Raw genomic sequence first — 25,138 nt, forward strand, 5'->3', positions numbered from 1 at the left:
CTTTTTACCCTTTTAATTTTATATAAACAAATCCCACTATCTTCTTTAAAAGCATTTTCACATCTTCTGGCTTCATAGCAAAAACCTGTGGAAAAATGATTATTCCTATTATACATAAACAAACATAAAAAATGCCACAAGCAATGAAATTTATAACAATACTATCGAAAATAGCTATATATTCTGATAAAATACCAAACAAAACAAAAAACAAAAGTGAATAAATTTGATGTTTAATAAAAAATAATATTTTTATGTTTAAGTCTTTGGTGGCAAAAAAAAGCATTACATTAGTACTTATTGCTTGTAGTAATACCATCTTAACTACTAAACCTGTTGCACCTAAATTTAAAAAATATATAGTAATTATACTAATTATAGACCCGATGGGCATAAAAAACAAAGCTATATTTCTATTTAATTTTGTTTGCAAAGTAGCATGACAGTAACCTCCTATTATCTGACTATAAGTTTGATGAAGTGGATAAAAAGCCATCAAAGACAATGCCAGCCAAGCACCTTTAAAGTCATCATTTATAAAAATAGCAAGTATTGCATCGGAATGAAAAGATACAAAAACGCTAAAGAAAGTAGCTATAGAGTAAAGCATAGGCACATACCTTACAATTAAAAATCTCAATCTTTCATAATTTTTTACTGCATATTCTTTAGAAAATTCTCTTATAATAATCTGAGTCATTGAACTAGTGAATATAAGTGCAACAGAAACAAGACCATATACAAGACCATAAAACCCACTTTGAATACTCCCTGATACTTTTTGCAAAAGCCAAATATCAAAGACTGTTGCACAAGTAGTAACAATAGTATAAAAAAACAGTGGGTGGCAAAAAGAATAAAATTCTTTAAAAAGATCTTTTAACTCTTTTAAATTTAAGCCATATATATCTTTAAAAATTCTTATTTTATAAAAAAATAAAATGAGAATAAAAATAAATGAAATATAAAAAATAAAATTATATAAATAGTATAATTTTAAATCGAAAGAAAGTTTATATACAAAAAAAATAAGTAATAAAAGCATTAAAATTTTATGAACTATCTTAATAAATTCAACACTAACAGTAATAGCATATGCGTCTGAAATTTTGATAAAAATTTGGCTTAACCACAAAAAAAAAGAGTATAGAAAACCTATCAATATAAAGTTTTGAGGCACATTTGGCATAAAATGCTCATTTAGTTCTAATAAATTTAGCGCATAAATAAAAAGGATAGAAAAAATAAATATACATAATATGTAAATAGAATAAAATACAAATAATGATTTTCTAGAATTATTTGCACTGAGCTTTACAAAAAAAGCACTTGAAGTGCCAATATCTAAAAAGCCCATCATTTGATTAAAAAAATTTTGTAAATACATGAAAAGACCATACGACATTGGCCCTAAAGCTTTTGGAACAATAACAACTATCGCCATATTAATAAACGAGCTAACTATATTTGAAAAAAGCTTGGCTAGATATCTTTTTTTTAAGCTTTGTTCGCGCATCCACTCTCCAAAAGCACATCAAATTCTTTAATCCACTCTTCTACCCAGTTTGATGATGTTCTAAAATATTTATGCAAAAACAAATTTTTAGCATTTTGAACTTCTTTGATATTCCACCACATCTCTATTTTTTCATAATTTTTATTTATAAAGTCAGCACATTCTTCGGCGCCTATGAATAAAATTTTGGCATCTATAAGTTCATTTATATATGGTTTTACTTCTTCCCTAAACGAGTACACTCCTTTTGCAATAAAAATAATTGTTGGTTTATTTAAAGACAATGACTCAAGATAGCCTGTGTGCATATGGTCAAACACATTGAGTCTCGATGAAGATATTTGTTTATAATAATTTGTTTTTGTATCAAAAAATAACTTTTTCCCACACCCTAAAAGTCTATTTTTAACATTCCACCCATAATCTCCATGATAGGTTCTAATATTCAATAAACTGTCATATTTTAATTTATTCAAAAAAACTTTTGTATTTTCAATATATTGCAACATTTTAGCACCATCTTCTATATATGTAATGCAATGTAAATATCTCGGCATACAAGTCATTACTAAAACTATCTTGTTATTGTGACCCCGTCTTGGCAGCCGCTGCTGCGGTAAAATACCGCAAGGCACGTCCTCTTTTTTCCAACCATATGTATAGTAAATATCACAAAATTTACTTTCTATTTCTTCTTGAATATCTATTTTATCTATACCAAAATCACCTCCATGTTGTCCGTATGCTACAACAATATCTTTTTTATATTTAGCACAAAAAAATCTAAAAAATTCATTGTAGTACAATGCATTTGCACTATATATTACTTTAGGAGGTTGTAGTTTTAGCTCATCTATCTTTTTATCAAAATCTCTATAGGCCTCTAAATATATAATAGGGAAGTTTTGCACTAAAGAATAAAATAAAAAATTCTTAAATTCGTCTGTAAATTTAACACTATAAAAATATTTTTTTCTAGTACTCAAATTTGGTTGCACATCTATAGAAATAGGATAATTCATATTATCAAAAACTATCCTAAATTTAGAATGAAAAAACAGCTTTAAACAATGTCCAATAGCATTAAATTTAAAATATGGACTTACTATTACTACTTTTTTATTAAAATTTAACTTATTTAAAACACTAGATAATATTCCTAATACCCTTTTTATTAGTGGTTTTTTATTACCAATTTCTATTTTTGTTTGTATTCTTAAATGATTTATGCTTATTACATTACTCTTTAAATTTAAAAATTTAACAACTTGCGAATAAAGCTGAAGATTAAAATAATCATCACTATGTGCATGTTCAAAAAAATCTTTTGTAATTGCTATAAAGCTAAAATCATCTTCACTCAAAATATTTGTGTATAAATTTTTATGTTCCATATATGCCATTTTAATATGCATATATCTATCATAAATAGTTAATATATAATATTGTAACCACGGCAATAATAGACCTTGCCAATATTTTATTGAATAATTTACGCCATGATAATCATTAAGTAACTCAGCAAGTTTTTCAATAATCTCATCAAAAATATCAATGCAATATTTTAAAGCACGATCAATCTCTCTCTTGTCGCTCCAAATATATTTAAAAATCTGATAATTTAATTTCTCGTAGTATTTTTTTTTATCAAAAAGTCTGCAATGTTCTCCTAAAAACAATAGCTTATCTGCACTAGCATCCCATGTATCCTCTAAAGCAGTTGTACACAAAAAAACACTCTTATCACTCATCATCAAATCTCATCTTGATAAAATGGGCGGGAACCCCCCCCCATATACTATACTCAATATCTATACTTTTTGTAACTACAGAATTTGATGCTATTATAACCCCTTTTGCTATCTCCACCTTCCTAGCACCAGAGTTTATGACGTTTCCAAAGCCTATCCACACATCATCATTAATAATAAGTTCATTTGTTTCATTTTTTTGTAGATTCATGGGTATATATTTATCTTTAAAACCATGATTTGATGTCATTATATTACAATTTGAAGCTATCATTACATCATTTCCTATCTTCAAATTCGATAGAGATTGAATTATACAATTTCCGTTTATACTAACATTATCGCCTATACTCAAATTTTTAGGATAATAAAAAAATGTTCCAGTATGCGCTCTAAAATTTTTACCTAACTTTCTAGCAAAAATTTTAACATATATCCATCTTAATTTATCTCCAATAATTGTTGGAGATAACGCAATTATCTCCAATATAAAGTTACAATATAAAAATATAAGTATTTTTTTAAAAATTTTTATCACTCACCAATCCTTTGGCAAATAGAACAATTTCTTAGACTATCATCCAATATACCTTGTCTAATATTATTCATCTTTTTACTATTGAATGCATCTTTTATAGAAATAATCTTTATGTTGCCTATTGGTATGTTTCTACCAAAAAAATTACAGCAAGGCAATATATCACCATTCGACAAAACAGCCACTCTAGCAAATGGGGAAAAACAATTCCATTTCTTGTGCATAGAAAAATCAAATTCGCCATTAATATCTATATTGTAATTGTCAAAAACCTGTATATCTATAAAGTCTACTTTATCTCTCCAAAATTCTATAAATTTCTTCTTTTCATCTCTATTCTTTTTCATATCTACAAAAGAAACTCTAGTTATTGGGAGTATACTTTTTCTAAGAGATCTTTCCGCTAAAAATTTTTCTAATGAACTTTTAACTAAAGACATGCCTTTGCCTCTAATATTATTGTATGTATTTTCATAAAATGCATCTAGCGATACAAAAAGATTAACTAGCCCACTATCAAAAATATCATCTATATATTTTTCTAATAACAATCCATTTGTAATAATTCTTGTGTCTACAATACCATTATCGGTTGCATACTTAATCATTTTAAAAACGTCTTTATTTAATAGTGGCTCAGCAAAAGCACCAAGATTTATAGACCTTAAACCATTGTTTTTTCCTTCATCAATAGCTTTCTTAAATAAATCAAAACTTAATTTGGAATTTGTATTTACTTTATAATTTATATTTGGATGTTTTTTGGTATTTCTTGGACACATTATGCAAGACTGATTGCATCTATCTTGCATTTCAAAATCTATATGCAATGGAAAATCTGGAAAGTTATTATAACTAATACTATTCCATTCCTTCCTGTAACTAATATATTTTTCACCTAGTTCATTACTTAAAATATTATTTAAGTCTTTTTCTGTGTATCTTGAAATATTATCTTGCATTCTACTCGACCATATTCCATTTTAAAACTTCATCTTCACTTATATTACAAAATGCTCTTCTACCTACAATATCATCTATAAATTTGGGACTTATCCCCATTGCCGGTCTTTTAAAGGTGAGATCATCTCTTTTTATAATATCACCTTTTTTAATATCTTTTGATGCTACCAAGCTTCTTCTAGCATTATCTCTAGCTAGTTTTTCATCATCAAGCGCACTAACTTCAAATTTTCCCAAAATTTTAAAAGTTTCTTCTATATCTTTTTTAAATTTAGTTAAATCATTTTTATCCATTGCGTGATAATGGTCATTTCCAGTCAAAGTCTTATCATGAGTAAAATGCTTTTCAATAATAGTAGCCCCAAGCAAAATTGCGTTTTTACAAATTTGCATATCTTTTGGCAATGTATGATCACTATAGCCTATAATTTTGTCAGGAAATGCTCTTTTTAACCCAAGTATCATACCCAAATTTGCATTTTCATCAGGAGTTGGGTAATTGAGCACACAATGAAGTAGAGCCAAAGTATTGCCTGCTCTTTCTATCCAGCCAACAGACTCTTGTATTTCGTATAAAAAACTAGCGCCAGTGGATAGTATTATTGGTTTCTTAAAGTTGCATATAAATTCTATAAAAGGCTTATTTGTTACATCACTAGATGAAATTTTAAAAACATCCATCAGATCATTTAAAAATTTAGCGCTCTCGATATCAAATGGGGTACTAAGAAATTCTATACCAACTTTATCACAATGGCTTTTAAGCTCTTCCATCTCTTTTTTCCAAAATTTATCATGTTTGCAAAAAAGTTCATATTGACTAGAAATAGGCTCTTTCGTAGTATCCCAATAAGCAGGAGAATTTTTGGAAGCTATTGTATTTGCTTTATATGTTTGAAATTTAATCGCATCAGCACCACCTTCATACGCCTCCTCAATCAGTCTTTTTGCAATTTGCATACTTCCTTCATGATTTACACCGGCTTCAGCTATTATAAAAGGTTTATAAAGTTTTGTTTCATAAGGGTTTACACTATTCATAAAATCTACAAGTTTCATTTCATTCTCCAAAAATTTTAACTAAGTCTAAAGAACTAACATCTATATCAAAGTCTTTCATTGCTAGCTTATAGTAATCACTAAATGTATCTATATCAAATTTCAAGTCCGGTCTTTTTAAAATTTCATTATTCGGATCAAACGTTTTTATATTATACTTTTCTTGATTGTCCCAGATATACGATAACGCATGTTCTTTATGCTCAACCAATGTAACTTTATGAAAAATATCAAAAAAAAGCTCCGAAGATATTATTTCTGCACCAAGACCATCTGGATATAAATTACCTCTTGGTATATGATTATAAGCGTAGTCGCAATTATTATTTTTATAAAATTTAATTAGATTATCTATCTCTGCTGGATCTATCAGTGGATTATCTGCACAGACTCTAACAAAATGTGTAGATAGTGTGCCTTTAAGAGCATCATAAAATCTTTTTAGAACATTATTTTCATCACCCCTAAAAATTTTTACATCTAAGTCTTTTAGATACTTTTCTAAAATGTCATTTTCCTTAGTATCAGGTATAGCAACGATAATCTCATCTAAAGATGATCTTTGAACTCTCTTTACAACCCATTCTATTACTGGGTGTCCATTTAAATTTAACATCATTTTACATGGTAATCTTTTAGATCCTATTCTAGCTTGAATAACACCAGTTGTTTTCATAGCAGCTCCAAGATTTTAGAAATAACTTTATTCTTGTTGGACCTGAAATTATATTTTTTGATATTATTAAACAAAAGCTCCCTATAATCTATATCTTCAACTAATTTTTTAAATTTTTCTTCTAGTTTTATGGCTGTTTTTTTATCAAAAACACCAAGATTAATAAATCCGTTTTGAAGGGATGTGAATGTATGAGTAGCCTCTCTCTCATGATGAGATATAACAATAGTTGGAATATGCATATCTGCTAGTTCATACGCAGTTCTACCATTTGATGAAATAGCAACCTGGCACTCTTCCATTATTTTTGACATAGCAACACTATTAATAAATAAAAAAATATTTTTATATTTACAATTTGCAATGAAATCCTTCAACTCTTCTTCGTAAGCATATGCACTTCCACAAACTATATTTATTTTTATTTCAAATTCTATACATGTTTTCAATATAGACTTTAATGCCACTAGTGTTAAATTGTTTGGATCACTACCGCCAAAAGACAATAAAATACTATTTACATTTTTAAAATTATCATTTCGCTTTGCATCATCAAATTCATCTCTTAATAGTGTATATTTATGCCCCCAAAAATAGTTTTTTCCATCTTTTTGTGGAATTTCAAATAATTCATTAAACACCAAATCAACATATCGTGAACTTTCGCTTATATCTTCAAAACTTACAATTTTTACATTGGCATTCTTAAGACTATGAATATACATTTCATCATTATTAAGGCAATCATTTATAACAAGATCTGGTTTTAAATCAAGAATTGTTTTTAGCACATTACTTGACGAAAAAACTTTATGGTATTTAGAAGCAATATTGTTGACAGCAAAGTTATATTTTTCATCACAAACAAAAATTATCTCATGGTCGTTTATTTCTTTTGCTATAGTTAACGACCTATAAATATGACCCATTCCAATACAAGAATCCCCTATAACATTAAACACTATACGTTTTCTTCTTAAAATTTTCTCACATACCCACCAATCTTGATAGCTTTCGATCTCTATACATTTTTCACTATCTAGAATATATGGCTTAAAATCTTTTAGTGCGAGATTTTTTTTTGAAAATATATAAAACGCCTTTAACTCTCTATAAAAAACATCTCTTTCGATAGGTTTTAGTGTATCATTCTCCATAAAAAAGATATTTTTATTGTTAGATTTAACTGACATTAAAATTTTTAAACTGTCTCTTTTAAAAGTAGTATAAGCATCTTTTAAAATTTCACTATCGACAAGTGGAGTGTTTGCTCTATAAATAAAAATATTATCTTCTTTATATGGCTTTACAATGGAATATATTATTTCTAAAATATTCTCAGAATTTAAGCGCAGGTCTTTGTCTTTATAAAAATTAATGCTATTTCTATTACATATTAAAGAAATTTCTTCAGAGTCGGTAACTACTAAAATCTTATTTGTAATATCCAGTGCTGTATTTATAGCTCTTTGAAAAAGAGTCACTCCATTTAGCTTTCTAACTAATTGATCTGGAATAACAGCATTTTTTTTAATTGCAGGAATTACTAAAAGTAAATTATCCATTAAAGTCCTAATTCTACTGCTACTTCTTTTGTTGATTTTATCATATAAGAAAAATCATCATCACTCATCCAATGATGAAACGGAAAAGAAATCATGTTATCAAAAAAAGTATCAGAATTTGGGCAATTTGCATTACCAAATCCTAGCTTTTTATATAAAGGATAACGGTTTAGTGGACAGTATTGAACAACGCATTTTATGCCCTTTTCATATGCTAATCGTTCCATCAGTTGATCTCTCTTATTGGCTTTAATATATGCAACCAGCAAATGATAATTATGGCTCTCATTGTCTACTCTATGAAAAACAATACTTCTAAAATCCTTTAAATTATCTATAAAATCTACAGCTCTTTTTCTCTTAAACTCATTCATCTGATCAAGCCTATCAAGCAGTTTTGTTCCCAATGCACATTCTACTTCACCTAAACAGTAGTTGTTTGGCATCAAATCTATACCATTTAAATTTGGGATATCAACATTACCCATTGCTGGTTTCCAGTATTCTTTTCTTTCACCTTCAAAAGCGCAATGTCCGTTATGCCTCAACATTGGAATTATATCGGCATATTTTTTATCCTTAACTGCTATAATCCCGCCTTCTCCAAGTGTTGTAATATTTTTATGTGAATGAAATGAAAAAATACTAAAATCACCAAAAGTTCCAGCTTTTTTACCATGTATTTCAGTCCCCATTGCTTGAGCAACATCTTCAATTAATAAAATATTGTTTTCTTTTGCAAACTTGGCAATTTCTTCAATATCTGGGATCATAAAACCATAAAGATGAACGACAACTATTACTTTAGTATTTTTAGTAACACATTTTTTTATATTTTTTAAATTTACAACTCTAGTATCTAAGTCTATATCACACCAAACAACTTTTGCCCCTTTTTTAATAAAAGGATAAACGCTAGAAGTAAATGTATGAGACGGAACAATAATTTCATCATTTTCTTTAAACAAACAAAGCTGAGCAGCCAGTTCAAGAGCTGCGGTAGCATTACAAACACTAAATGCAAAATCATTTCCATTATACTCACAAAATGCTTTCTCGAATTTATCCCTATATATTCCTTGAGTAAGCGGATCCGCATCTTGCATAGTTTCCAAAACAACATTTAACTCTTCTTTAGTATACTTGTGGCCAGTCCCACTAAAATTTATTTTAAAATCCATAATATTGTCTCAACTTTCTATATCGCATACTCTATATAAAAATATTTATAGGAGTAAATATCATTAAAGCAAAATCAAAAATATTGTTTTGACTTAGCAAAAACAATTACAGACTTTTGCACACTAAGGCTAACATGTTCTACAATTTCAAAATAATATCTTATACTATCCAACAATTCGGATTCGCTTTTGACAAATCCTATTGGATCATTTGGCAAATATAGACTTATCATAAAATACTCACTGACTTCAGATATCTCTTTTAGCAATTCTTTATAATTTGAAAAATAAGAAAAAGCCTCGCTTGAAAATACTAAGTCTAATTTACCCCCCCCCCTGCAAATGCCTCTTGTTAATATCAAATCAGAAAAAGCTCCTATATTATTTATGTCACGCACAACAAAATCGATATCGCTAAACCTTTCTTTTGCAACATCTATGGCAGTTTGAGATATATCTATGCCCAAGCAAGTATTGTTTTTTTTCTTTAAAATATGTGTTAGAGCCCCTTTACCACAGCCAATATCTACTATAGTATTAAAATTATACTGATTTAAAATTTCTAAACATATCTTACGCTGTAATTGCCTACTATCATCTTGATGCCATGAATCAAATTTCTCAATAGACTCATGTGCATACATATTTTCAAAATCACCTATAAAAGTGCGCTTTTCTACATCAAAAACATACTTATGATACTTTGCCATTACATTTTCCTAAATATTTCTTTTACTTTTTCAAAAGTCAAAATATTTTTAAATCGATCCCCTAAGGCATTATTTAATGGCTTTTCATGAATTATAGTTGATACATAAAGCTTTTTGTATATATCTTCAGAAACACTACTGGCAATTCCTCTAGGAATACTAACATTTTGTTTTTTTGCCATCGTCCAAAATTCTTCCAGTTCATTTGGATAAAATTCATCCATTGCAGTCATTGCAATACAGTTTCCAATGCAATGATGTGTATCAAAAACAACACTAAGACCAGCAGAAAATGGATGAACTAATCCTACATAACTATTTGCTATCGCACATCCACCAAGGTATGAAGCAACCATTAATTTTTCCCTATTTTCATCACTCATCATATCTTTACTTAAAAATATTTCTCTACATAAATTTATGGCTTGATGAGAAAAGGCATCACCTATTGCATTACGATAACTACCATTTAGTGATTCAATACAGTGCAAATAAGTATCCATTCCAGTATAAAAATACTGATCTCTTGGTACACTTTTTGTTAAATTAGGATCTAAAATAAGTTGATCATATATGGTAAAATCGCTATTCATTCCAAGTTTTAAACCATTTTCAGGATTTGTCATAACACAAGTTCTACTAGCTTCAGCCCCAGTGCCAGAAATTGTTGGTATACCTATCTTATAAATAGCTTGATTTTTTACTAAATCCCATCCCTGGTAGTCCTCGGCATTTCCTGGATTTTTTAATAAATTTGCTATTGCTTTTCCAGTATCTAGAGTACAACCACCACCCAATGATACAATTGCTTTTGGATTTATTTTATTTTTTACAAGCAAATTATCTCTTAAAAGATTAATACCTTTAGTTTTAGGTTCATCCTTTGTCTGAACAAAGAAAATTTCATCTTTATTTGCTATAGGCAAATTTTCTAAAATTTGATTGCCTTTAAAATATTCATCAATAAAATACACAACATAATTATCACCTTCGGCTCTAGTATCTAAAATTGATTTCAAATTAGAAATAGATCCTTTGCCAAATATATATCTTAAAACATTTTTTGAATTATTCATGCTGATTACATCCTATCTTTAGCTGTGATTCCCATTATATTAAATGCTGTTTTTATAGAGACAGCGACGACTGCAAAGACTTTTAGCAAGTTATCTTCATTTTCATTTCCAACCACGCGGTTTTCATTATAAAATTTATGAAAGCTAGCAGCCAGCGACTTTAGATAGTCTGGTATTTTTTGAAGCTGCCTTGAAGCAAAAGCATCCTCTAAAATTTCAGGCAATATAAGCGCTTCGAAAAGTAAATTTTTAGCATTTTCATCTAGGCATTCAAAGTCCGCATTTATCACATCACTAACGTTTTTTTCAGCCTTTGCAAAGATCTGATTTATCCTAGCGTGAGCATAGTTTATATAAAAAATAGGGTTTGAACTATCCTCTTTTTTAAGCTCATCTATGTCAAATTCTAAACTACTTGTGTTTGCCTTGCTTATAAAGATAAATCTAAGCGCCTCAGCACCGATCTCGCTTGCGATATCACTCATAAGCACGGCATTGCCAGCACGCTTACTCATTTTGTATGGCTTACCCTCTTTTAGCAGGCTAACCATCTGCATAAGTATCACTTCAAGCTTGTTTTCGTCGTACCCAAGGAAATTTATCGCAGCCTTTAGCCTTGCGATATATCCGTGGTGATCCGCACCCCAAATGTTTATATAGTGGTCAAAATTTTTCTCAAATTTAGCGTTATGATAGATGATATCGCCAGCTAAATATGTCGGTCTGCCGTCATTTCTAACCACAACCCTATCGTTATCGTCGCCAAGCGTGGTAGAAGCGATATAGATGGCACCCTCTTTTTCATACATTTGATTTGAGAGTTTTAGCTTTTCTATAGTTGGCACAAGATGGCCATAAAGGGCCTTTTCGCTAGCCCAGCTCTCTATAAATATCCCGACATCAGCCAAGTCTTTTTTGATGATCTCAAGCACGATATCCTTGCCAAACTCGGCAAGCTCAAGGTTTCTGCTCTCGTCATAAAAAATTTCCTTGCCAAATTTCTCATTTGCAAGCTTAGCAATATCTAAAATATAATCCCCACGGTAGTATTTCTCTGGATAGACGACACTTTCGTTAAAAAGCTGCTCTTTGGCCGCGAGAGATATCGAAGTGCCAAGCAGATCTATTTGATTGCCCGCATCGTTTATGTAGTATTCTGTTGAGATGGCGTAGCCAAGTCTTTTGCCAAGTCTAGCTAAAGTATCGCCATAAACTGCGCCTCTAACGTGCCCGATGTGAAGCGGTCCAGTTGGATTTGCGCTGATGTATTCTATTAAATAGCTATCTTTTTTTACATCTTCTTTTGTAAAATTTTCACTATCTAGCAAAATTTGCTTTGAAATTTCATCTAAAAATTCACTCTTAAGCTTGAAATTTAAGTAGCCATTTACCGCACTAGCTTCAACTATCTTGCTGTCACTAAATTTATCAGCAAACTCGCTAGCTATCATAGCCGGCGACTTTCTTAGCTCCTTTGCAAGGCTAAAAAGCGGCGTCGCATAGTGGGCTAAATTTTTATCCTTTGGCTTCTCAAGCACAAATTCACGCTCTAAAACCTTTGAAATTTCAGCTTTTATTTTATTTTTCAACTCTAAAACCTATGCGTTTTTAGTTGTTTCTTCTATCTTTTGACTAGTAGCACTATCTTCTTTATGCTCGACTTTTTCGCTCTTTTCAGAGGTTGTGTCTTCCATCTCGGCTTTAAAAGTCTTTATGCCCTTACCTAGTCCTTTTGCAAGCTCTGGGATCTTCTTTGCTCCAAAAAGTAATACAATGATCGCTAAAACGATCAACCAGTGGCCAATACTAAAAGAACCCATCTTTTCTCCTTATCAAATTTTCTCAAAATATTATCATAAATTCCTGAATTTCTAACAATCTATCCACTCGTCGATGACGTTTCTTAAGTTAATCTTAGCACTTTTTAACCTCATCGCCCGAAGGATTGATTTTAGCCCTTTATAGCTCTTTTCTATATCATCATTTACTAAAAAATAATCATACTCTAAAATATGCTCCATCTCGCCAACTGCGTTCATTAAGCGATTTTCTATCGTCTCGTCACTATCTGTTCCGCGGTTTTTCAAGCGCCTTTTTAGCTCTTTTTTATTCGCAGTTGTTATAAAAACTGAAGTGATGTAGCTTTTAAATTTCTCAAGTGCGATGTGAAAGCCCTGCACATCGATGTCAAATATCACTATTTTTCCAGCTTCAAGTGCTGCTAAAACTGGCTTTAAGCTCGTACCATAGTAGTTTTTATGCACCTGTGCCCACTCTAAAAACTCGCCCTTTTCTATGCCGCTTTTAAATTCATCTTCTTTTATAAAATAATAATCCACCCCATCAACTTCGCCTTCTCTTTTGGCTCTTGTCGTGCTTGATATAGAAAAATATAGGTCTTTCTCTTCCTTTAAAAGACGGCCCAAAAGCGTGCTTTTGCCGCTTCCACTAGGCCCTGAAACTACTAAAATTTGTCCTTGCAACTACTTTTCCTCGAAACTTATATTTATCTTGATGTTCATATCTTTTAGCACATCTCTTAGCGAGCTCTCATTTAGCGACTCGTGGACGTGTTTTGTGATCTTTTTAGTTAGCTCTTCTTTATAGTCTTCTTTTGCATTATTTTTTGAGCTTGTTTGAGGTATATCTTTTAGTCCAAATGCCGCTAACATCGTGTTTTCATCTATATCATCTATCGATGCCACGTCAAAATTTAACTCACTTGATGCCGCGTCTTTGCTCTCTTCTTGTGCGTTTTCTTCTTGAGCATTTTCTTCTTCAAAGGTTTCATCTACTAGACCTAGATCCTCTTTGGCTTCTGGCTCACTCACATCTTCTAGCTCTTCTACTGACATCTCATTAGAAGCATTTTCACTCTGACTAGACTCTAAATTTTCTAGCTCCTCGCTTGAAATTTCATCCAAAGCCTCTTCTTCTATATCTTCTTCTGCTTTTTCATCATCTACTTGAATTTGCTCTTCATCAGCCTCAGAGATCTCATCTAAATTCTCATCATCTTTAGGCTCATATTCTAAATTTGCCTCATTTTCAAGGCTATCTTCATCATCAAATTTAGCTAGATCATCTATATTTAGCTCTTCTTGCTCCAAATTTTGAACATCTAGCTCAGTATCGTTTAAATTTTTATTTTCCTCGTCAGACTCTTCACTATTTAGCTCTTCATCAAGCGAATCAATCTCACTAAGCTCAAATTTACTCTGATCTATCTCGTCAAGCTCGCTACCAGTGTTCTCTTCATCAACCAAGCCTGCAACGTCATTTTGACTAATAATATCATCTAAATTTTTATTTAGCTCTTCATCTGCTTCAGACTCTTCTGGCATATTTTCTATCTCATCAACAAGCGCGCTAAGCTCTGCTAGATCGCCATCTTTGCTCTCTTCGCTCTCATTTGCATCACTTATCGCTTCGCTAGTCTCTTCATCCACGCTCTCATCAGCAAGGTCTTCGCTAGCAAGCTCTTGCAGGTCCTCAAGCTCTTCTAAAGACTCCACATCGCTAGCTTCATCTTCCTCTTGCAAGTCACTCTCGTTAATCTCCTCACTTGGGCTGTCTATGCCACTTTCTAAAAGCTCTTTATCAAGATCTGCGAAATTTTCTAAATTTGTATCGATATCAGGCAGCTTAAACCCTGACATCTCGTCAAAATTTATAGCCTCGTCGCTAAAATCACCAAAGTCGCTTTCGCCCTGCTCACTAGCATTTTGCTCGGTAGCTGGCTCATCTTTTGGGATATTTTGCTCAAAAACACTTATAAATTCAGTCGGTAAAAATGGTTTTTCAAGCATCAAAGTAGCAAATTCTGGTTTGCTCTCGCCACGACTTGCTAGATACATCACCTTTTTATCTGTAGCTAGCTCGCTACTATCCACGTCACTGTCGATTATGATAAAGTCAAACTGAGCATCGTCAAATCCATTTAGATCCTCAAATTCGCTATATTCTGTGCCGATTTTATTCAGACTTAAAGTTATCAGACGTGAAACTGCTGGATTTTTATTTATAAGAGCAACTTTCATCATCCCTCCTTGTAATAGTAAAAGCCTATTCTATGATAAATTTCATTGCTATTTTCTTAAAAAAACAGAGCTGGCAGATCATTTATCACTTTTAAAAGTAGGTCGCTCATTATCTTCATAATGCCTGCTAAAATGGCTATCAAAACAGAAAATCCGATCGTCACTTTGATAGGATAGCCGATGACTAGTAGGTTAAACTGCGGCATCGTCTTCATGAGCATGCCAAAAATGGAGTCTGAGAGCAAAGAGAGGGCGATGATCGGAAATGACATGATAAAGCCAAACATAAACAAATTTGTAAATAAATTTATCGCATAGCTCATGATGCCAGGGCGCGGATAAAAGTCTCCAAGAGGCACCACTGCAAGAGAGCTAGCGTAAAACTGAAGGAGTAAATGATGACCGTCAAACGCCAAAAATGTTAGCAGTGCGATGAAATTTATAACGTTTGCTATGACTGGAGAGTTTGTGCCAGTTTGTGGGTCAAGCACCGACGCCATCGAAAAGCCCATGACCATGGAAATTTGCTCGCCTGCCATTTGAAGCGTGGCAAAGATGATGGTTAGCATAAGTCCTGCACTAAGACCCAGCATGACCTCGCCAAGTATCTCACCGACTAGGAAATTTATAGAGTTTTCATGAGCTTTTGAGAGAGGAAAAAGCACGACACAAAGAACAAAAACTAAAAGCGTTTTTACGCTAAGAGGAATTTGATTGTGCGAATAAAATGGGAAAAAAACGATGAGACCACTTAGGCGTGCAAATAAAAGCATAAAAACTATGGTCTTATCAGCTCCAAAAAATTCTACTAGTTCCATTTTGCTCTTTTAAATTTTTTGTTAATTTTACAAAATTTTACTTTGTTTTTAAATTTATGTGGTCGTTTTTAGAAATTTGAAGCTAAATTTTAAGAAATTTGCACAAGCTCTTTGTTCTCAAGCTTGTATGAGTTATCGCATTTCGCGGCTAGGTCGTTGTCGTGAGTGACTAGAACAAGGGCAGCGTTATTTTCATTTATGTAGTCAAATAAAACTTGCATCACTTCATTTGCCGTTTGCTTATCAAGGTTGCCCGTTGGCTCGTCTGCAAAGATGATCTTTGGCTTTTTAGTAAGCACTCTAGCTATGCTGACACGCTGCTGCTGACCTCCACTTAGCTCGCCAACTTTTTGATTTATCACACTTGAAATTTTAAGCGCTTCAAGATCATTTTTTTCTATATTTTCGCCAGATAAGATGCTTGCAAGCTCGATATTTTCATAAGCGCTAAAACCTTTAAAAAGATAGTGCGACTGAAAAATAATGCCAAAATGAAGCCTTCTAATAGCCAAAAGCTCGTTTTGAGAAAGCTCATAGATCGATCTATCTTGATAGATGACCTCACCAAAATTTGGTTTTAAGAGTGTTGAAAGTATGTGTAAAAGCGTTGATTTGCCACAACCGCTAACGCCGGTTATCGCGATGCTTTGTTTTTGATTGAGAGTTAAATTTATATTGTTAAAGAGCGTATAATCATACGCAAAGCCTAGATTAGACGCTCTTAAAATTTCCATTAGCCTATTTGAGCAGCAACTTCTGCAGCAAAGTCATCTACTTTTTTCTCTAAGCCTTCGCCAAGCTCGAAACGAACGTATTTTACGATCTCGATCTTGCCGCCAAGCTCTTTGCTCTTCTCTTCGATAACTTGTTCGATAGTCTTTTTATCGTCCATTACATAAAACTGACCTAAAAGTGTAAGGCGTTGGTCAAGCACTGTGTTATCAGCGTAAAATCTCTCGATCTTGCCAGGGATGATCTTATCCCAAATTTTCTCAGGTTTGCCCTCAGCTTTTAGCTCTTCTTCGATCGCTTTTGTAGCTTTTGCAAGCTCAGTCTCACCTATCTGGCAGCGGCTAGCATACTCAGGGATATGGTGAAGTGGCTTACCTAGGCGTTTTAGCTCTTCATTGTCTTTTTCAAGTTCAGCGCGAAGTGCGATAAATTCTTTCTCAACAAACTCTTTATCAAGGTCTTTGTAGCTTATAACGCTTGGCTTCATAGCAGCTGCGTGCATACATAAATTTCTTATAAATTCAGTTGCTTCGTTTGCAACTTCAGCACTTTCGCAAGCTGCACCGATAAGTACGCCAACACGGCCATTTGAGTGAACATAGCCATTTACCACGCCCTTATCATCAGCACTAATAGTCTCAAAGCGACGAACTACAAGGTTTTCGCCGATAGTTGCGATCTGAGTTTTGAAATAATCTTCAAATTTAACGCCATTTAATGTGCTTGCATTTAGCTCTTCAACTGTTTTTATACCGCTTGATTGGATGTGAGCTGTTGTGTCTTTTGCAAGCGCTTGAAACTGTGGGTTTCTAGCAACGAAATCAGTCTCAGAGTTGATCTCACTAATAGTTGCTTTTTTGCATTTTGAGCAAACTTCAACGCTTACTAGGCCCTCGCTTGCAAGGCGGTCAGCCTTTTTAGCAGCTTGACCTAGGCCTTTTTCACGAAGGATATCAACAGCTTTTTCCATGTCGCCATTTGCTTCGCCAAGTGCCTTTTTGCAGTCCATCATGCCGGCTCCGGTTGATTCGCGGAGCTCTTTTACCATTTGTGCAGTTATTTCCATTACTCTTCGTCCTCACCAAAGTCTTCTTCGCTCATAGCCTCAGCTACAACTGCATCTTTCTCATCTTGGCTTACTTCTTCGCCAGCAGCTTGCTCGCCACCATCTTGCTCTAGAAGTGATTTGCCCTCGTTGATCGCCTCAGCCATCTCTTGGCAGAAAAGCTGAACAGAGCGGATCGCATCGTCGTTTCCTGGGATAGGATAATCAACAACGTCAGGATCGCAGTTTGTATCGATAGGTGCTACAACTGGGATTTTTAGGCGGTTTGCCTCTTGAACAGCGATTTTCTCTTTAACTGTGTCAACAACAAATATCATATCAGGAAGGCTTTTCATATTGCGGATACCGCCTAGAGTTGCGATAAGCTTCTCTTTTTTGCGGCGAAGCATCAAAGCCTCTTTTTTAGTTAGTAAATTTATCGAGCCATCTTCTTCCATAGCCTCGATAACTTCTAGTTTGCGGATAGACTGGCGGATAGTACCGAAGTTTGTCATCATACCACCTAGCCAGCGGTGATTTACATAAGGCATGCCGCATTTTTCAGCGTACTCTTTGATGGCGTCGATAGCTTGTTTTTTAGTACCGACAAACAGCACTGACTTGCCTTCAGCGGCTGCGTCACGAACGATGTTGTAAGTGTAGCGGAAGTAGCGGATAGTCTTTTGTAAATCTATAATATAGATACCTTTTCTCTCGCCAAAGATAAATTTTTTCATCTTTGGGTTCCAGCGGCGTGTTTGGTGACCAAAATGTACGCCACACTCTAATAAATCTCTCATAGTTACCATGAGTTTCTCCTTGTTTTAGGCATATTGCCTTGAATTTAGTTTTATCCTCCACGACCATTAATGCTTTCGCACAACCAAATTTAGGATTGTCGTGTGTGAAATAAAGCTTGGATTATATTGAAACTTGGCTTTATTGAAGCTAAATTTAAAGATTTCTTTAGCTACAAATAAAGCTCAAATTTCTTTAAATTTACTCGAAAAAGCCTTTTTTAACGACCTTTTCGTCTTTAACGCAAAACTCGCCTTTTGCGATCACATCGTATAAATTTAGCTCCTCGTCAAAGACGCAAAAATCGGCGTCGTTGCCAACTTTTATCTCGCCTTTTTGGCTTAAATTTAGATATCTCGCCACGTTTTTGCTCATCAAAGCCAAAGTATCCTCTATCTTTAAAATTTTATTTCTCACTAAAGCTTGCAATACCTCTAAATTTGACGCACATGACGCGCAGCCATATCCCACTAGCTCGCCATTTTCATTAAATTTAGGCACGCTGCCGTTGCCATCAGAGCTCATCGTTAGGCGTTCTAAATTTAGCCCATTTTCAAGGCCATAAGCCACCACCTCGTGAAGTGAGGCAAATTTACTCCCACCACTTGTGATATCGACGTTTCCGCCCATTTTTTGAAATTTCAAAGCCTCGTTAAACAGGTCTTTCGTCCTAGCGCAGTGTGTCGGCGAGAAGTAATGAACTGGGAATTCGTAGTCTTTTATCACCTTAAATACGTTGTCAAATTTCTCGCTCAGCCCTCCCATGTGCATGTGAAGCACGCCGCCTTTTTTAGAGACCATGCCGCCTATGCGTATTTTGCTTAGAATTTTGATGAGCTCCTCTTTTGAGACGTAGCTGCCGCGGTTGTCGGTCAGTGCGATCTTTACGCCGATCACTTTATCAATTAGCATGAGATCCTTTGCGATGTCGCCGGTAAATGTCACACAGGGGCTTGCGTATGAGCCGGTGTGGATGAAGGTCGAGATGCCCTCAAACTCGAGCGCTTTTGCTTTTGAGTAGAGATTTTCCAAGCTTCTAGTGATCCCATCGGTCCCCAAAACGCCAACAAGCGTCGTTGTGCCATATTTTACGATCTGGCTAAGCGTGATCTCAGGCGTTCTTGAGTGATATCCAGCCTCGCCGCCACCACCCGTGATATGCACGTGCTGATCGATCAGACCTGGAGCTAAAACCTTGCCCTTTAGGTCGTAAACGCTAAGCCCTTCTACGCTAAAGCTTAGCCCCTCGCCGATGGCTAAAATTTTACCGCCACCTACCAAAACATCGCGCTTGCCAAGAAATTTTGGCGTGTATAGATTAGCATTTTTAAGCAAAAGCATCTTCTCTCCTTTATTTGCTAAGTTGAACTTTTTCTTCTATCTCCATCAGTTTTATAAAAATTTGCTCGATATTTTCCCTATCCACGGCACTTATCTCCATCTTTTTTGAGCTAAGTAGCATATGCACAAACTCTTCATTCATAAGCTGCTCAAAGCCCAAATTTCTAGCGTTTTGAGCTATTTTTGCCGCTAGTGGATTTTTAAAGCTCTCATATCCCATTTTTATCCTTAAATTTCACTGCAAATCCGCAAAATCTACCGCACACGCCGTCTCTTCTGTATGAAAAATATCTCTCGTCGCAGTGCGTGCAGACCTCGCTAAAGTTTAAATTTCTAACCCCAAGTGCGCTAAATTCATCCCTTAAGGCTGCGTTCATATCAAAATTTCTACCTATCTTATATGCGTTAAATTCCCCAAGATCAAGCTCGCCCACCTCGTAGCAGCCACCTTTTATATTTGCTCCGACAAAGACGCTGATGTCGCCCGCTCTTGAGCCAAATTTCTCGCCCATAAGCATAACGGCTTTTGTGCAAATTTTTAGCATCACGCCAGCTCTGCCCGCATGAGCCACGCAGATAGCACCCTGCCTCTCATCTATCATCACGACTGGCGAACAGTCCGCCACCAAGACGCAGATGCCAACATCGCTTAAATTTGTGATCACAGCGTCGCACTCTGGTAGCTCGTCTTTTTCATCTTCGAGGACAAAGACCTTGTCCGAGTGGATCTGCTTCATAAATTTAAGCTGCCTAACGCCTAAATTTTTAGCCAAAATTTCTCTATTTTTGATGACATCTGCTGGGTTGTCACCCACGTGATCACCTAAATTTAGCGAGCTAAATTTAGCTTCACTCACACCGCCAAGCCTGTTTGTAAAGCCAGCCGTGATGCCATTTTTATCAAAAACGATCTCTAAATTTTCACGCATCTTCGCTCACTTAGTAGAGGCTTGAAATTCTCTCGACCTCGTCCCAGCTAAGGCCGCCATTTTGCTTAGCCTCAAGCATCCTAGCCACGTAGCGAGCCAGCAAGTCGCTCTCGATATTTACGCGTCTGCCGACCTTGAAAGTGCCAAAAAGGCTATCTCTAAACGTGATCGGAATGATCGTTAGCCTTATGCCCTTTGGTAAAATTTCATTTATCGTAAGGCTCACGCCCTCGACGCCAACCGAGCCCTTGTTTGCCATCAGAGCCATCGCCTCACGTGGCAAGTCGATGTAAAAATCAACGCCATTTTCATGCTTTTTTATGGCCGATATCACACCGATAAAGTCGATGTGTCCTTGCATCAAATGCCCATCCACGCGCTCACCAAGCTTCATCGCAGGCTCGATATGCACCTTGCCAGTTAAATTTTCAACCGCGACATTTGCCCTGCTCTCCGCGCTTAGCTCCACACTAAAGCCATCATCATATAGTTTTATGACACTTAGACAAGCGCCATTTACTGCGATGCTGTCGCCTAAATTTGGGCGAAATTTAGCCTTTAGCCGTAAAACATTTTGCGAGTAGCTAATGACCTCGGCAAGCTCCCTGATTAAGCCATTAAACATATTTTGCCTTTAAATTTTTTAAGGATTTTACTAAAATTTGCCTAAATTTGGGTATCGATAAGCTTGGTATTTTATAAAAAGAAAAGATAAATTTAAAGCCTTGATGGGCAAAAATGCTAGTAAAATTTAGCTTCAAGCTACTCATTTAAAGTGGCTTGCTTGATATAAATTTAGATCAAATTTGCAATCTCAATGAGCCAGTTTGCCAGCTCTTTTGTCTTTGTATTTATCTGCTTTGCAAAACGCTGATGCACCTCATACGCCAAGGCGTGATCGTTTTTAGTTAAAAGATAAAAAGATGGCTTTTGTGCCAAGCAGCCGCGCCTATCTTATCGCTAAATGCAGCTGCATTAATAGACATTTGAAGTGCTGCTAAAACGTGGCTTTACTAGCAAGACTCGCCATTTGCGCCTGGGCTAAGACCTTTCATCGGCGCATTTTGACGCTCAAGTGCCTCAGCAGCACACTCGCCGTTATCAGGCATGGTGGCCAAGAGATAGACAAGAGCAGCGACCTTTTCGTGAGTGCCTGCCTCAGTGATCGGCACACCGCCCCAAGAATGCCCAACTAGTAGGCTCTTGCCCTGAATTTAATAGCCTAGCGTCTGCTGCAAGCGAAGTTAGCGGATTTTTGCACAGCAACGGCGTTAATGCCAGCTTCTTGCAAGTGGCGGATCAACTCAGCGTAGCAAGAGCCATCGACAAATGTGCCATGAACTAAAACGATATTTTTAATTATCTTTTTTAAAATTATTTGGTTTTGACCTTTTGTGGACGATGTGTGAGAAAAAGTAGGCAAAATGGCACTTACTGCAAGCAAAGCAGTCGTAGCAAGAAAGTGCCTACGTGATGAAATTTTAGGCATAAATCCCTTTTAAAAGGATTGTCAATGATACAAAAAACAAGCGAGCTTAATAAATTTTCATAATTAGCTTGTCTGCAAAACTAGCCACGTCTTGCTAAAGTCGCGCGCCGCTAGGTCGTCCTTTTTTATCCATAGATAAACTCTACCCTCTCCGTCCCAGTCCATGTCGCTCTGCTCATCGCTATCTATCTGCAAAAGCAGCTGCCACTGGGCGGCATTTTTCTCAAACTCAGCGATGTTTGGGTGGTGATAAGCGCTACCATCGCCGCAGTCAAGGCCATTTGCCACGAGCTCACACTCTAGCTCCATGCCGTCTTGGATGTTGTCAGAGTGACCAAGTAGCTTGTTTTCTTTGGCCTGCCAGCTTGGCTCTATGACCTCGTGATAAGCCGCCCACTCCTCCTCGCTAAATTTACCAAATGGCACGAGCGAGCTTTGCAAACTTGGCAAATTTAGCTCGTTTTTAAAGCTAAGAGAGCGTGCGCCAAATGTGAAATTTCCACCATCCATGTTTTGGCGAGCAAGCTGGTCTTGAGCTGCCTCGGCAAAGATCACAGCAAAGCCCTTTTTATCAGCAGGGTCGTAGCCCCAAATGCGTAAATTTATATCATAAAAAAGATAGAGTATGCCACTTTTTGGTAGTAACCCATCGGTGTCAAATTTGCCAACTTCAGCAAAATTTATCTGCGCCACAAAGCTAAGCGCGCCGTTTTCATTTGACGGCCAAGGCACACTAGCTGGCAGATCAGGCTGCCCGCCAAATTTAGACGCTCCAACAGCGATATCATCGTCATTTTTGGCATGCGCGCTTATCTTTATGGCGTTTTTTTCAAACGGCTTTAAAAACTCAAAAAGCCCCTCCAGATCGCGCTCTTTGCAGCCTTTATAAATTTCATTTAGATCCATATTTTTCCCTTTCTAGCAAGCATCAACGTAGATGTGATACTTTTTACAGTGCAAGCAGCGAAACAAATATCCAGCAAAGTCGCCGCCAGCTACGAGCACCTCGCGAGCCATTTTCACGTCGTAATCGTCCCTTTTTGCGTAGTCATCAAAGACCTCATCTGCAATGCCAAGCTCTAAAAGCTCTTTCGTACCCACATCGCCCAAAAATGCGCAATAATCATCACAGCACGCCACCCAGTGCTCGCCCTGCCAGCTCTCATAACCAGGTGTTCTTCTAAAAAGCTCCTCATCTTTTTTGGTGTCATCCGTGGCGAGTTTGTCGGCGTCTTGAACAAAAGTAGCGTCAAATTTCTTAGCAGCTGCGCCATTTGCGATGCAAGCTGGGCAAAGATAGGTGACATCTTGCTCGCAGTATATGCCATTTTCATAGTAAATTTCAGTGTTTTTACCGCAGCACTCGCAGGTGACACTCATATCATCTTTAAATGCGCCAGTTTTTAATGGCTCTGGGTGATAGCGAAATTTTGGCAAGGTGGCGGCCTTCGCCTTTTGGGCTAAAATTTGCCCTTTACTTTTTGGCCTTGGCACCGCCCATTTGTCGCCCTCATCCACAAACTGCGCAAGGTAGCCAAGCGTTTTTAGCTGTTTTTTATCGTTTTTATCGTGTATCTTTAAAAGTAGCTCATAAGCGCTCTTTTGCATAGACAAAAGCTGATAAATATCTACTAAAACGTGTTTTGCCTGCATGTCCTTGCTTGCTTCAAGCTGCTCTTTAAACTGATACAAAGCCTCTACGCTCGCTGCATTCCCGTTATTTTTGTAGTAATCTTTTGAAAGATTTATATATTTTTCTTGAAATTTATCCACAAATGACCTTTATGAAATTTGCTAAGAATTTTAGCCTTAAACACTTAAAAGTCGCATAGATGAGTTATTAGAATTTAGAAGATTGCGATAAAAATATAAAATTATTTCATTTTTTAAAATTAAAAAAGCGTATTAAATTTAATGCAAAGGAGAGCCGCAAGCAAATTTACTTAAATTTCAACTCACTTGTGACTATAAATTTTACTCCTCGTAAGCTCCGATAGAGAGAATTTTATCTATTCTTTTTGCGACAAGCTCGTTTATATCAAGCTTCTCAAGCTCAGCTAGCTCTGAGATGAAGTAGTTTGCAAGTGCTTTTGCAGCACCGTCTTTATCTCTATGAGCTCCATTTATCGGCTCGTTTATCACGTCATCTATAAGCGATAAATTTTTTAAGTCATCAGCCGTTATCTTCATAGATTTTGTAGCTTGCTCTTGTTTAGCTGGGTCGTTCCAAAGTATCGCGGCACAACCCTCTGGCGAGATGACTGAAAAGACAGAGTTTTTCATCATGGCAAGTCTATCAGCCACGCCAATAGCTAAAGCACCGCCACTTCCACCTTCGCCGATAACGACAGCTACTATTGGAGTTTTTAAATTTGCAAATTCAAATAAATTTCTAGCTATGGCTTCGCTTTGACCTCGCTCTTCAGCACCAACGCCAGGATACGCACCTGGAGTGTCTATCAAAAATAAGATAGGTAGGTTAAATTTCTCAGCCAATTTTGCTACGCGTAAAGCCTTTCGATAACCCTCCGGATGAGGCATACCAAAATTTCTTTTTAGTTTATTTTTAGTGCCACGACCTTTTTGCTCGCCTATAACGACAGTCTTTTTGCCTCCGATATAGCCGATGTAGCAGACTATTGCTGGGTCATCGCGAAATGCCCTATCGCCATGGATCTCATAGCCATCAACTAAAAATGAATTTATATAGTCAATAGCGTATGGTCTATCTGGGTGACGAGCAAGTTGCAAACGTTGATATTCGTTTAAATTTTTATATACTTTTGATATCTCTTTAGATAGGTTCTTATTTAAAATTTCAACAGCATGTTCATCGCCTCTGATCTTAGCATTTGCTATATCTTCATCAATTTGCTTTATGCTCTTTTCAAAATCTAAATAATTTGACATC

Annotated in this window: 28 protein-coding genes; all 28 read right to left on the minus strand. The window is 35.5% G+C overall.

The genetic code is table 11. The annotated features are described in order from the left end of the window. Positions 1-4: 4 nt before the first annotated feature. Positions 5-1,516, minus strand: coding sequence for a lipopolysaccharide biosynthesis protein (locus tag CYP26_RS04280; protein ID WP_103630500.1), 1,512 nt, complete (start codon positions 1,514-1,516; stop codon positions 5-7). Then, on the minus strand, positions 1,498-3,270 hold the full coding sequence (locus CYP26_RS04285; RefSeq protein WP_103630501.1) for an LIC12162 family transferase: 1,773 nt from the start codon (positions 3,268-3,270) through the stop codon (positions 1,498-1,500). The genes CYP26_RS04280 and CYP26_RS04285 overlap by 19 nt, the downstream gene beginning before the upstream one ends. Next, a complete protein-coding gene (locus tag CYP26_RS04290) occupies positions 3,260-3,805 on the minus strand; it encodes an acyltransferase (RefSeq protein ID WP_103630502.1) in 546 nt (181 codons plus the stop codon). The genes CYP26_RS04285 and CYP26_RS04290 overlap by 11 nt, the downstream gene beginning before the upstream one ends. Then, positions 3,802-4,767: a radical SAM/SPASM domain-containing protein gene (locus CYP26_RS04295; protein ID WP_103630503.1), complete on the minus strand. Its 966-nt coding sequence runs from the start codon at positions 4,765-4,767 to the stop codon at positions 3,802-3,804. The genes CYP26_RS04290 and CYP26_RS04295 overlap by 4 nt, the downstream gene beginning before the upstream one ends. Before the next feature lies 1 nt (position 4,768). Further along, positions 4,769-5,827 carry an N-acetylneuraminate synthase family protein gene (locus CYP26_RS04300; RefSeq protein WP_103630504.1) on the minus strand — a complete coding sequence of 353 codons (1,059 nt, stop codon included), beginning with the start codon at positions 5,825-5,827 and terminating at the stop codon, positions 4,769-4,771. A gap of 1 nt (position 5,828) precedes the next feature. Continuing rightward, positions 5,829-6,503 carry a cytidylyltransferase domain-containing protein gene (locus CYP26_RS04305; RefSeq protein WP_103630505.1) on the minus strand — a complete coding sequence of 225 codons (675 nt, stop codon included), beginning with the start codon at positions 6,501-6,503 and terminating at the stop codon, positions 5,829-5,831. Further along, a complete protein-coding gene (locus tag CYP26_RS04310; RefSeq protein WP_103630506.1) occupies positions 6,500-8,068 on the minus strand; it encodes a cytidine 5'-phosphate N-acetylneuraminic acid synthetase in 1,569 nt (522 codons plus the stop codon). Before CYP26_RS04310 ends, CYP26_RS04305 begins: the two co-directional genes overlap by 4 nt. Beyond that, a complete protein-coding gene (locus CYP26_RS04315; RefSeq protein ID WP_103630507.1) occupies positions 8,068-9,249 on the minus strand; it encodes a DegT/DnrJ/EryC1/StrS family aminotransferase in 1,182 nt (393 codons plus the stop codon). The genes CYP26_RS04310 and CYP26_RS04315 overlap by 1 nt, the downstream gene beginning before the upstream one ends. 74 nt (positions 9,250-9,323) lie before the next feature. After that, on the minus strand, positions 9,324-9,959 hold the full coding sequence (locus CYP26_RS04320; protein ID WP_103630508.1) for a class I SAM-dependent DNA methyltransferase: 636 nt from the start codon (positions 9,957-9,959) through the stop codon (positions 9,324-9,326). Continuing rightward, complete coding sequence (locus CYP26_RS04325) at positions 9,959-11,035, minus strand: iron-containing alcohol dehydrogenase family protein (protein ID WP_103630509.1); 1,077 nt, start codon at positions 11,033-11,035, stop codon at positions 9,959-9,961. The genes CYP26_RS04320 and CYP26_RS04325 overlap by 1 nt, the downstream gene beginning before the upstream one ends. A 5-nt stretch (positions 11,036-11,040) precedes the next feature. Beyond that, positions 11,041-12,624 (minus strand): arginine--tRNA ligase, encoded by a 1,584-nt coding sequence (argS, locus tag CYP26_RS04330; RefSeq protein ID WP_103630510.1) that lies wholly within the window; start codon positions 12,622-12,624, stop codon positions 11,041-11,043. 9 nt (positions 12,625-12,633) lie between these two features. Further along, a complete protein-coding gene (locus tag CYP26_RS04335) occupies positions 12,634-12,855 on the minus strand; it encodes a Sec-independent protein translocase subunit TatA (protein WP_103630511.1) in 222 nt (73 codons plus the stop codon). Positions 12,856-12,906: 51 nt separating this feature from the next. After that, positions 12,907-13,518, minus strand: a complete 612-nt coding sequence (gmk, locus tag CYP26_RS04340; RefSeq protein WP_009294763.1) for a guanylate kinase — start codon at positions 13,516-13,518, stop codon at positions 12,907-12,909. After that, complete coding sequence (locus tag CYP26_RS04345) at positions 13,519-15,075, minus strand: Highly acidic protein (protein ID WP_103630512.1); 1,557 nt, start codon at positions 15,073-15,075, stop codon at positions 13,519-13,521. A gap of 56 nt (positions 15,076-15,131) precedes the next feature. After that, entirely contained in the window at positions 15,132-15,893 is a 762-nt protein-coding gene (gene fliR / locus CYP26_RS04350; RefSeq protein WP_103630513.1) for a flagellar biosynthetic protein FliR, read from the minus strand. Positions 15,894-15,982: 89 nt separating this feature from the next. Continuing rightward, entirely contained in the window at positions 15,983-16,627 is a 645-nt protein-coding gene (locus tag CYP26_RS04355) for an ABC transporter ATP-binding protein (RefSeq protein ID WP_002941236.1), read from the minus strand. Then, positions 16,627-17,691: a translation elongation factor Ts gene (gene tsf, locus CYP26_RS04360; RefSeq protein ID WP_103630514.1), complete on the minus strand. Its 1,065-nt coding sequence runs from the start codon at positions 17,689-17,691 to the stop codon at positions 16,627-16,629. The genes CYP26_RS04355 and tsf overlap by 1 nt, the downstream gene beginning before the upstream one ends. After that, complete coding sequence (rpsB, locus tag CYP26_RS04365; RefSeq protein ID WP_085658056.1) at positions 17,691-18,479, minus strand: 30S ribosomal protein S2; 789 nt, start codon at positions 18,477-18,479, stop codon at positions 17,691-17,693. Before rpsB ends, tsf begins: the two co-directional genes overlap by 1 nt. Positions 18,480-18,669: 190 nt before the next feature. Then, positions 18,670-19,809 (minus strand): beta-aspartyl-peptidase, encoded by a 1,140-nt coding sequence (gene iadA / locus CYP26_RS04370; RefSeq protein ID WP_103630515.1) that lies wholly within the window; start codon positions 19,807-19,809, stop codon positions 18,670-18,672. Positions 19,810-19,819: 10 nt separating this feature from the next. Continuing rightward, positions 19,820-20,029, minus strand: coding sequence for an acetyltransferase (locus CYP26_RS04375; RefSeq protein WP_103589944.1), 210 nt, complete (start codon positions 20,027-20,029; stop codon positions 19,820-19,822). Then, positions 20,019-20,738, minus strand: a complete 720-nt coding sequence (pgeF, locus tag CYP26_RS04380; RefSeq protein ID WP_103589943.1) for a peptidoglycan editing factor PgeF — start codon at positions 20,736-20,738, stop codon at positions 20,019-20,021. Before pgeF ends, CYP26_RS04375 begins: the two co-directional genes overlap by 11 nt. A gap of 10 nt (positions 20,739-20,748) precedes the next feature. Then, the gene (locus tag CYP26_RS04385; RefSeq protein WP_103589942.1) at positions 20,749-21,363 is read right to left on the minus strand and encodes a riboflavin synthase; all 615 of its coding nucleotides are present in this window, start codon (positions 21,361-21,363) and stop codon (positions 20,749-20,751) included. Positions 21,364-21,533: 170 nt separating this feature from the next. After that, positions 21,534-21,677, minus strand: coding sequence for a hypothetical protein (locus CYP26_RS10245; protein ID WP_181000857.1), 144 nt, complete (start codon positions 21,675-21,677; stop codon positions 21,534-21,536). A gap of 74 nt (positions 21,678-21,751) precedes the next feature. Then, entirely contained in the window at positions 21,752-21,910 is a 159-nt protein-coding gene (locus CYP26_RS10250; protein WP_181000858.1) for a hypothetical protein, read from the minus strand. A 50-nt stretch (positions 21,911-21,960) separates the two neighbouring features. Continuing rightward, the gene (locus CYP26_RS04390; protein ID WP_103630516.1) at positions 21,961-22,227 is read right to left on the minus strand and encodes a hypothetical protein; all 267 of its coding nucleotides are present in this window, start codon (positions 22,225-22,227) and stop codon (positions 21,961-21,963) included. A 63-nt stretch (positions 22,228-22,290) separates the two neighbouring features. After that, positions 22,291-23,133 carry a YwqG family protein gene (locus tag CYP26_RS04395; protein ID WP_103630517.1) on the minus strand — a complete coding sequence of 281 codons (843 nt, stop codon included), beginning with the start codon at positions 23,131-23,133 and terminating at the stop codon, positions 22,291-22,293. Between the two features lie 12 nt (positions 23,134-23,145). Then, entirely contained in the window at positions 23,146-24,000 is an 855-nt protein-coding gene (locus CYP26_RS04400) for a CbrC family protein (protein WP_103630518.1), read from the minus strand. Positions 24,001-24,201: 201 nt separating this feature from the next. Beyond that, positions 24,202-25,137 carry an acetyl-CoA carboxylase carboxyl transferase subunit alpha gene (gene accA, locus CYP26_RS04405; RefSeq protein ID WP_103630519.1) on the minus strand — a complete coding sequence of 312 codons (936 nt, stop codon included), beginning with the start codon at positions 25,135-25,137 and terminating at the stop codon, positions 24,202-24,204. Position 25,138 lies beyond the last annotated feature (1 nt).

Origin of the sequence: Campylobacter concisus (assembly GCF_002913225.1) — a bacterium.
GTDB classification, from domain to species: Bacteria; Campylobacterota; Campylobacteria; order Campylobacterales; family Campylobacteraceae; genus Campylobacter_A; species Campylobacter_A concisus_J.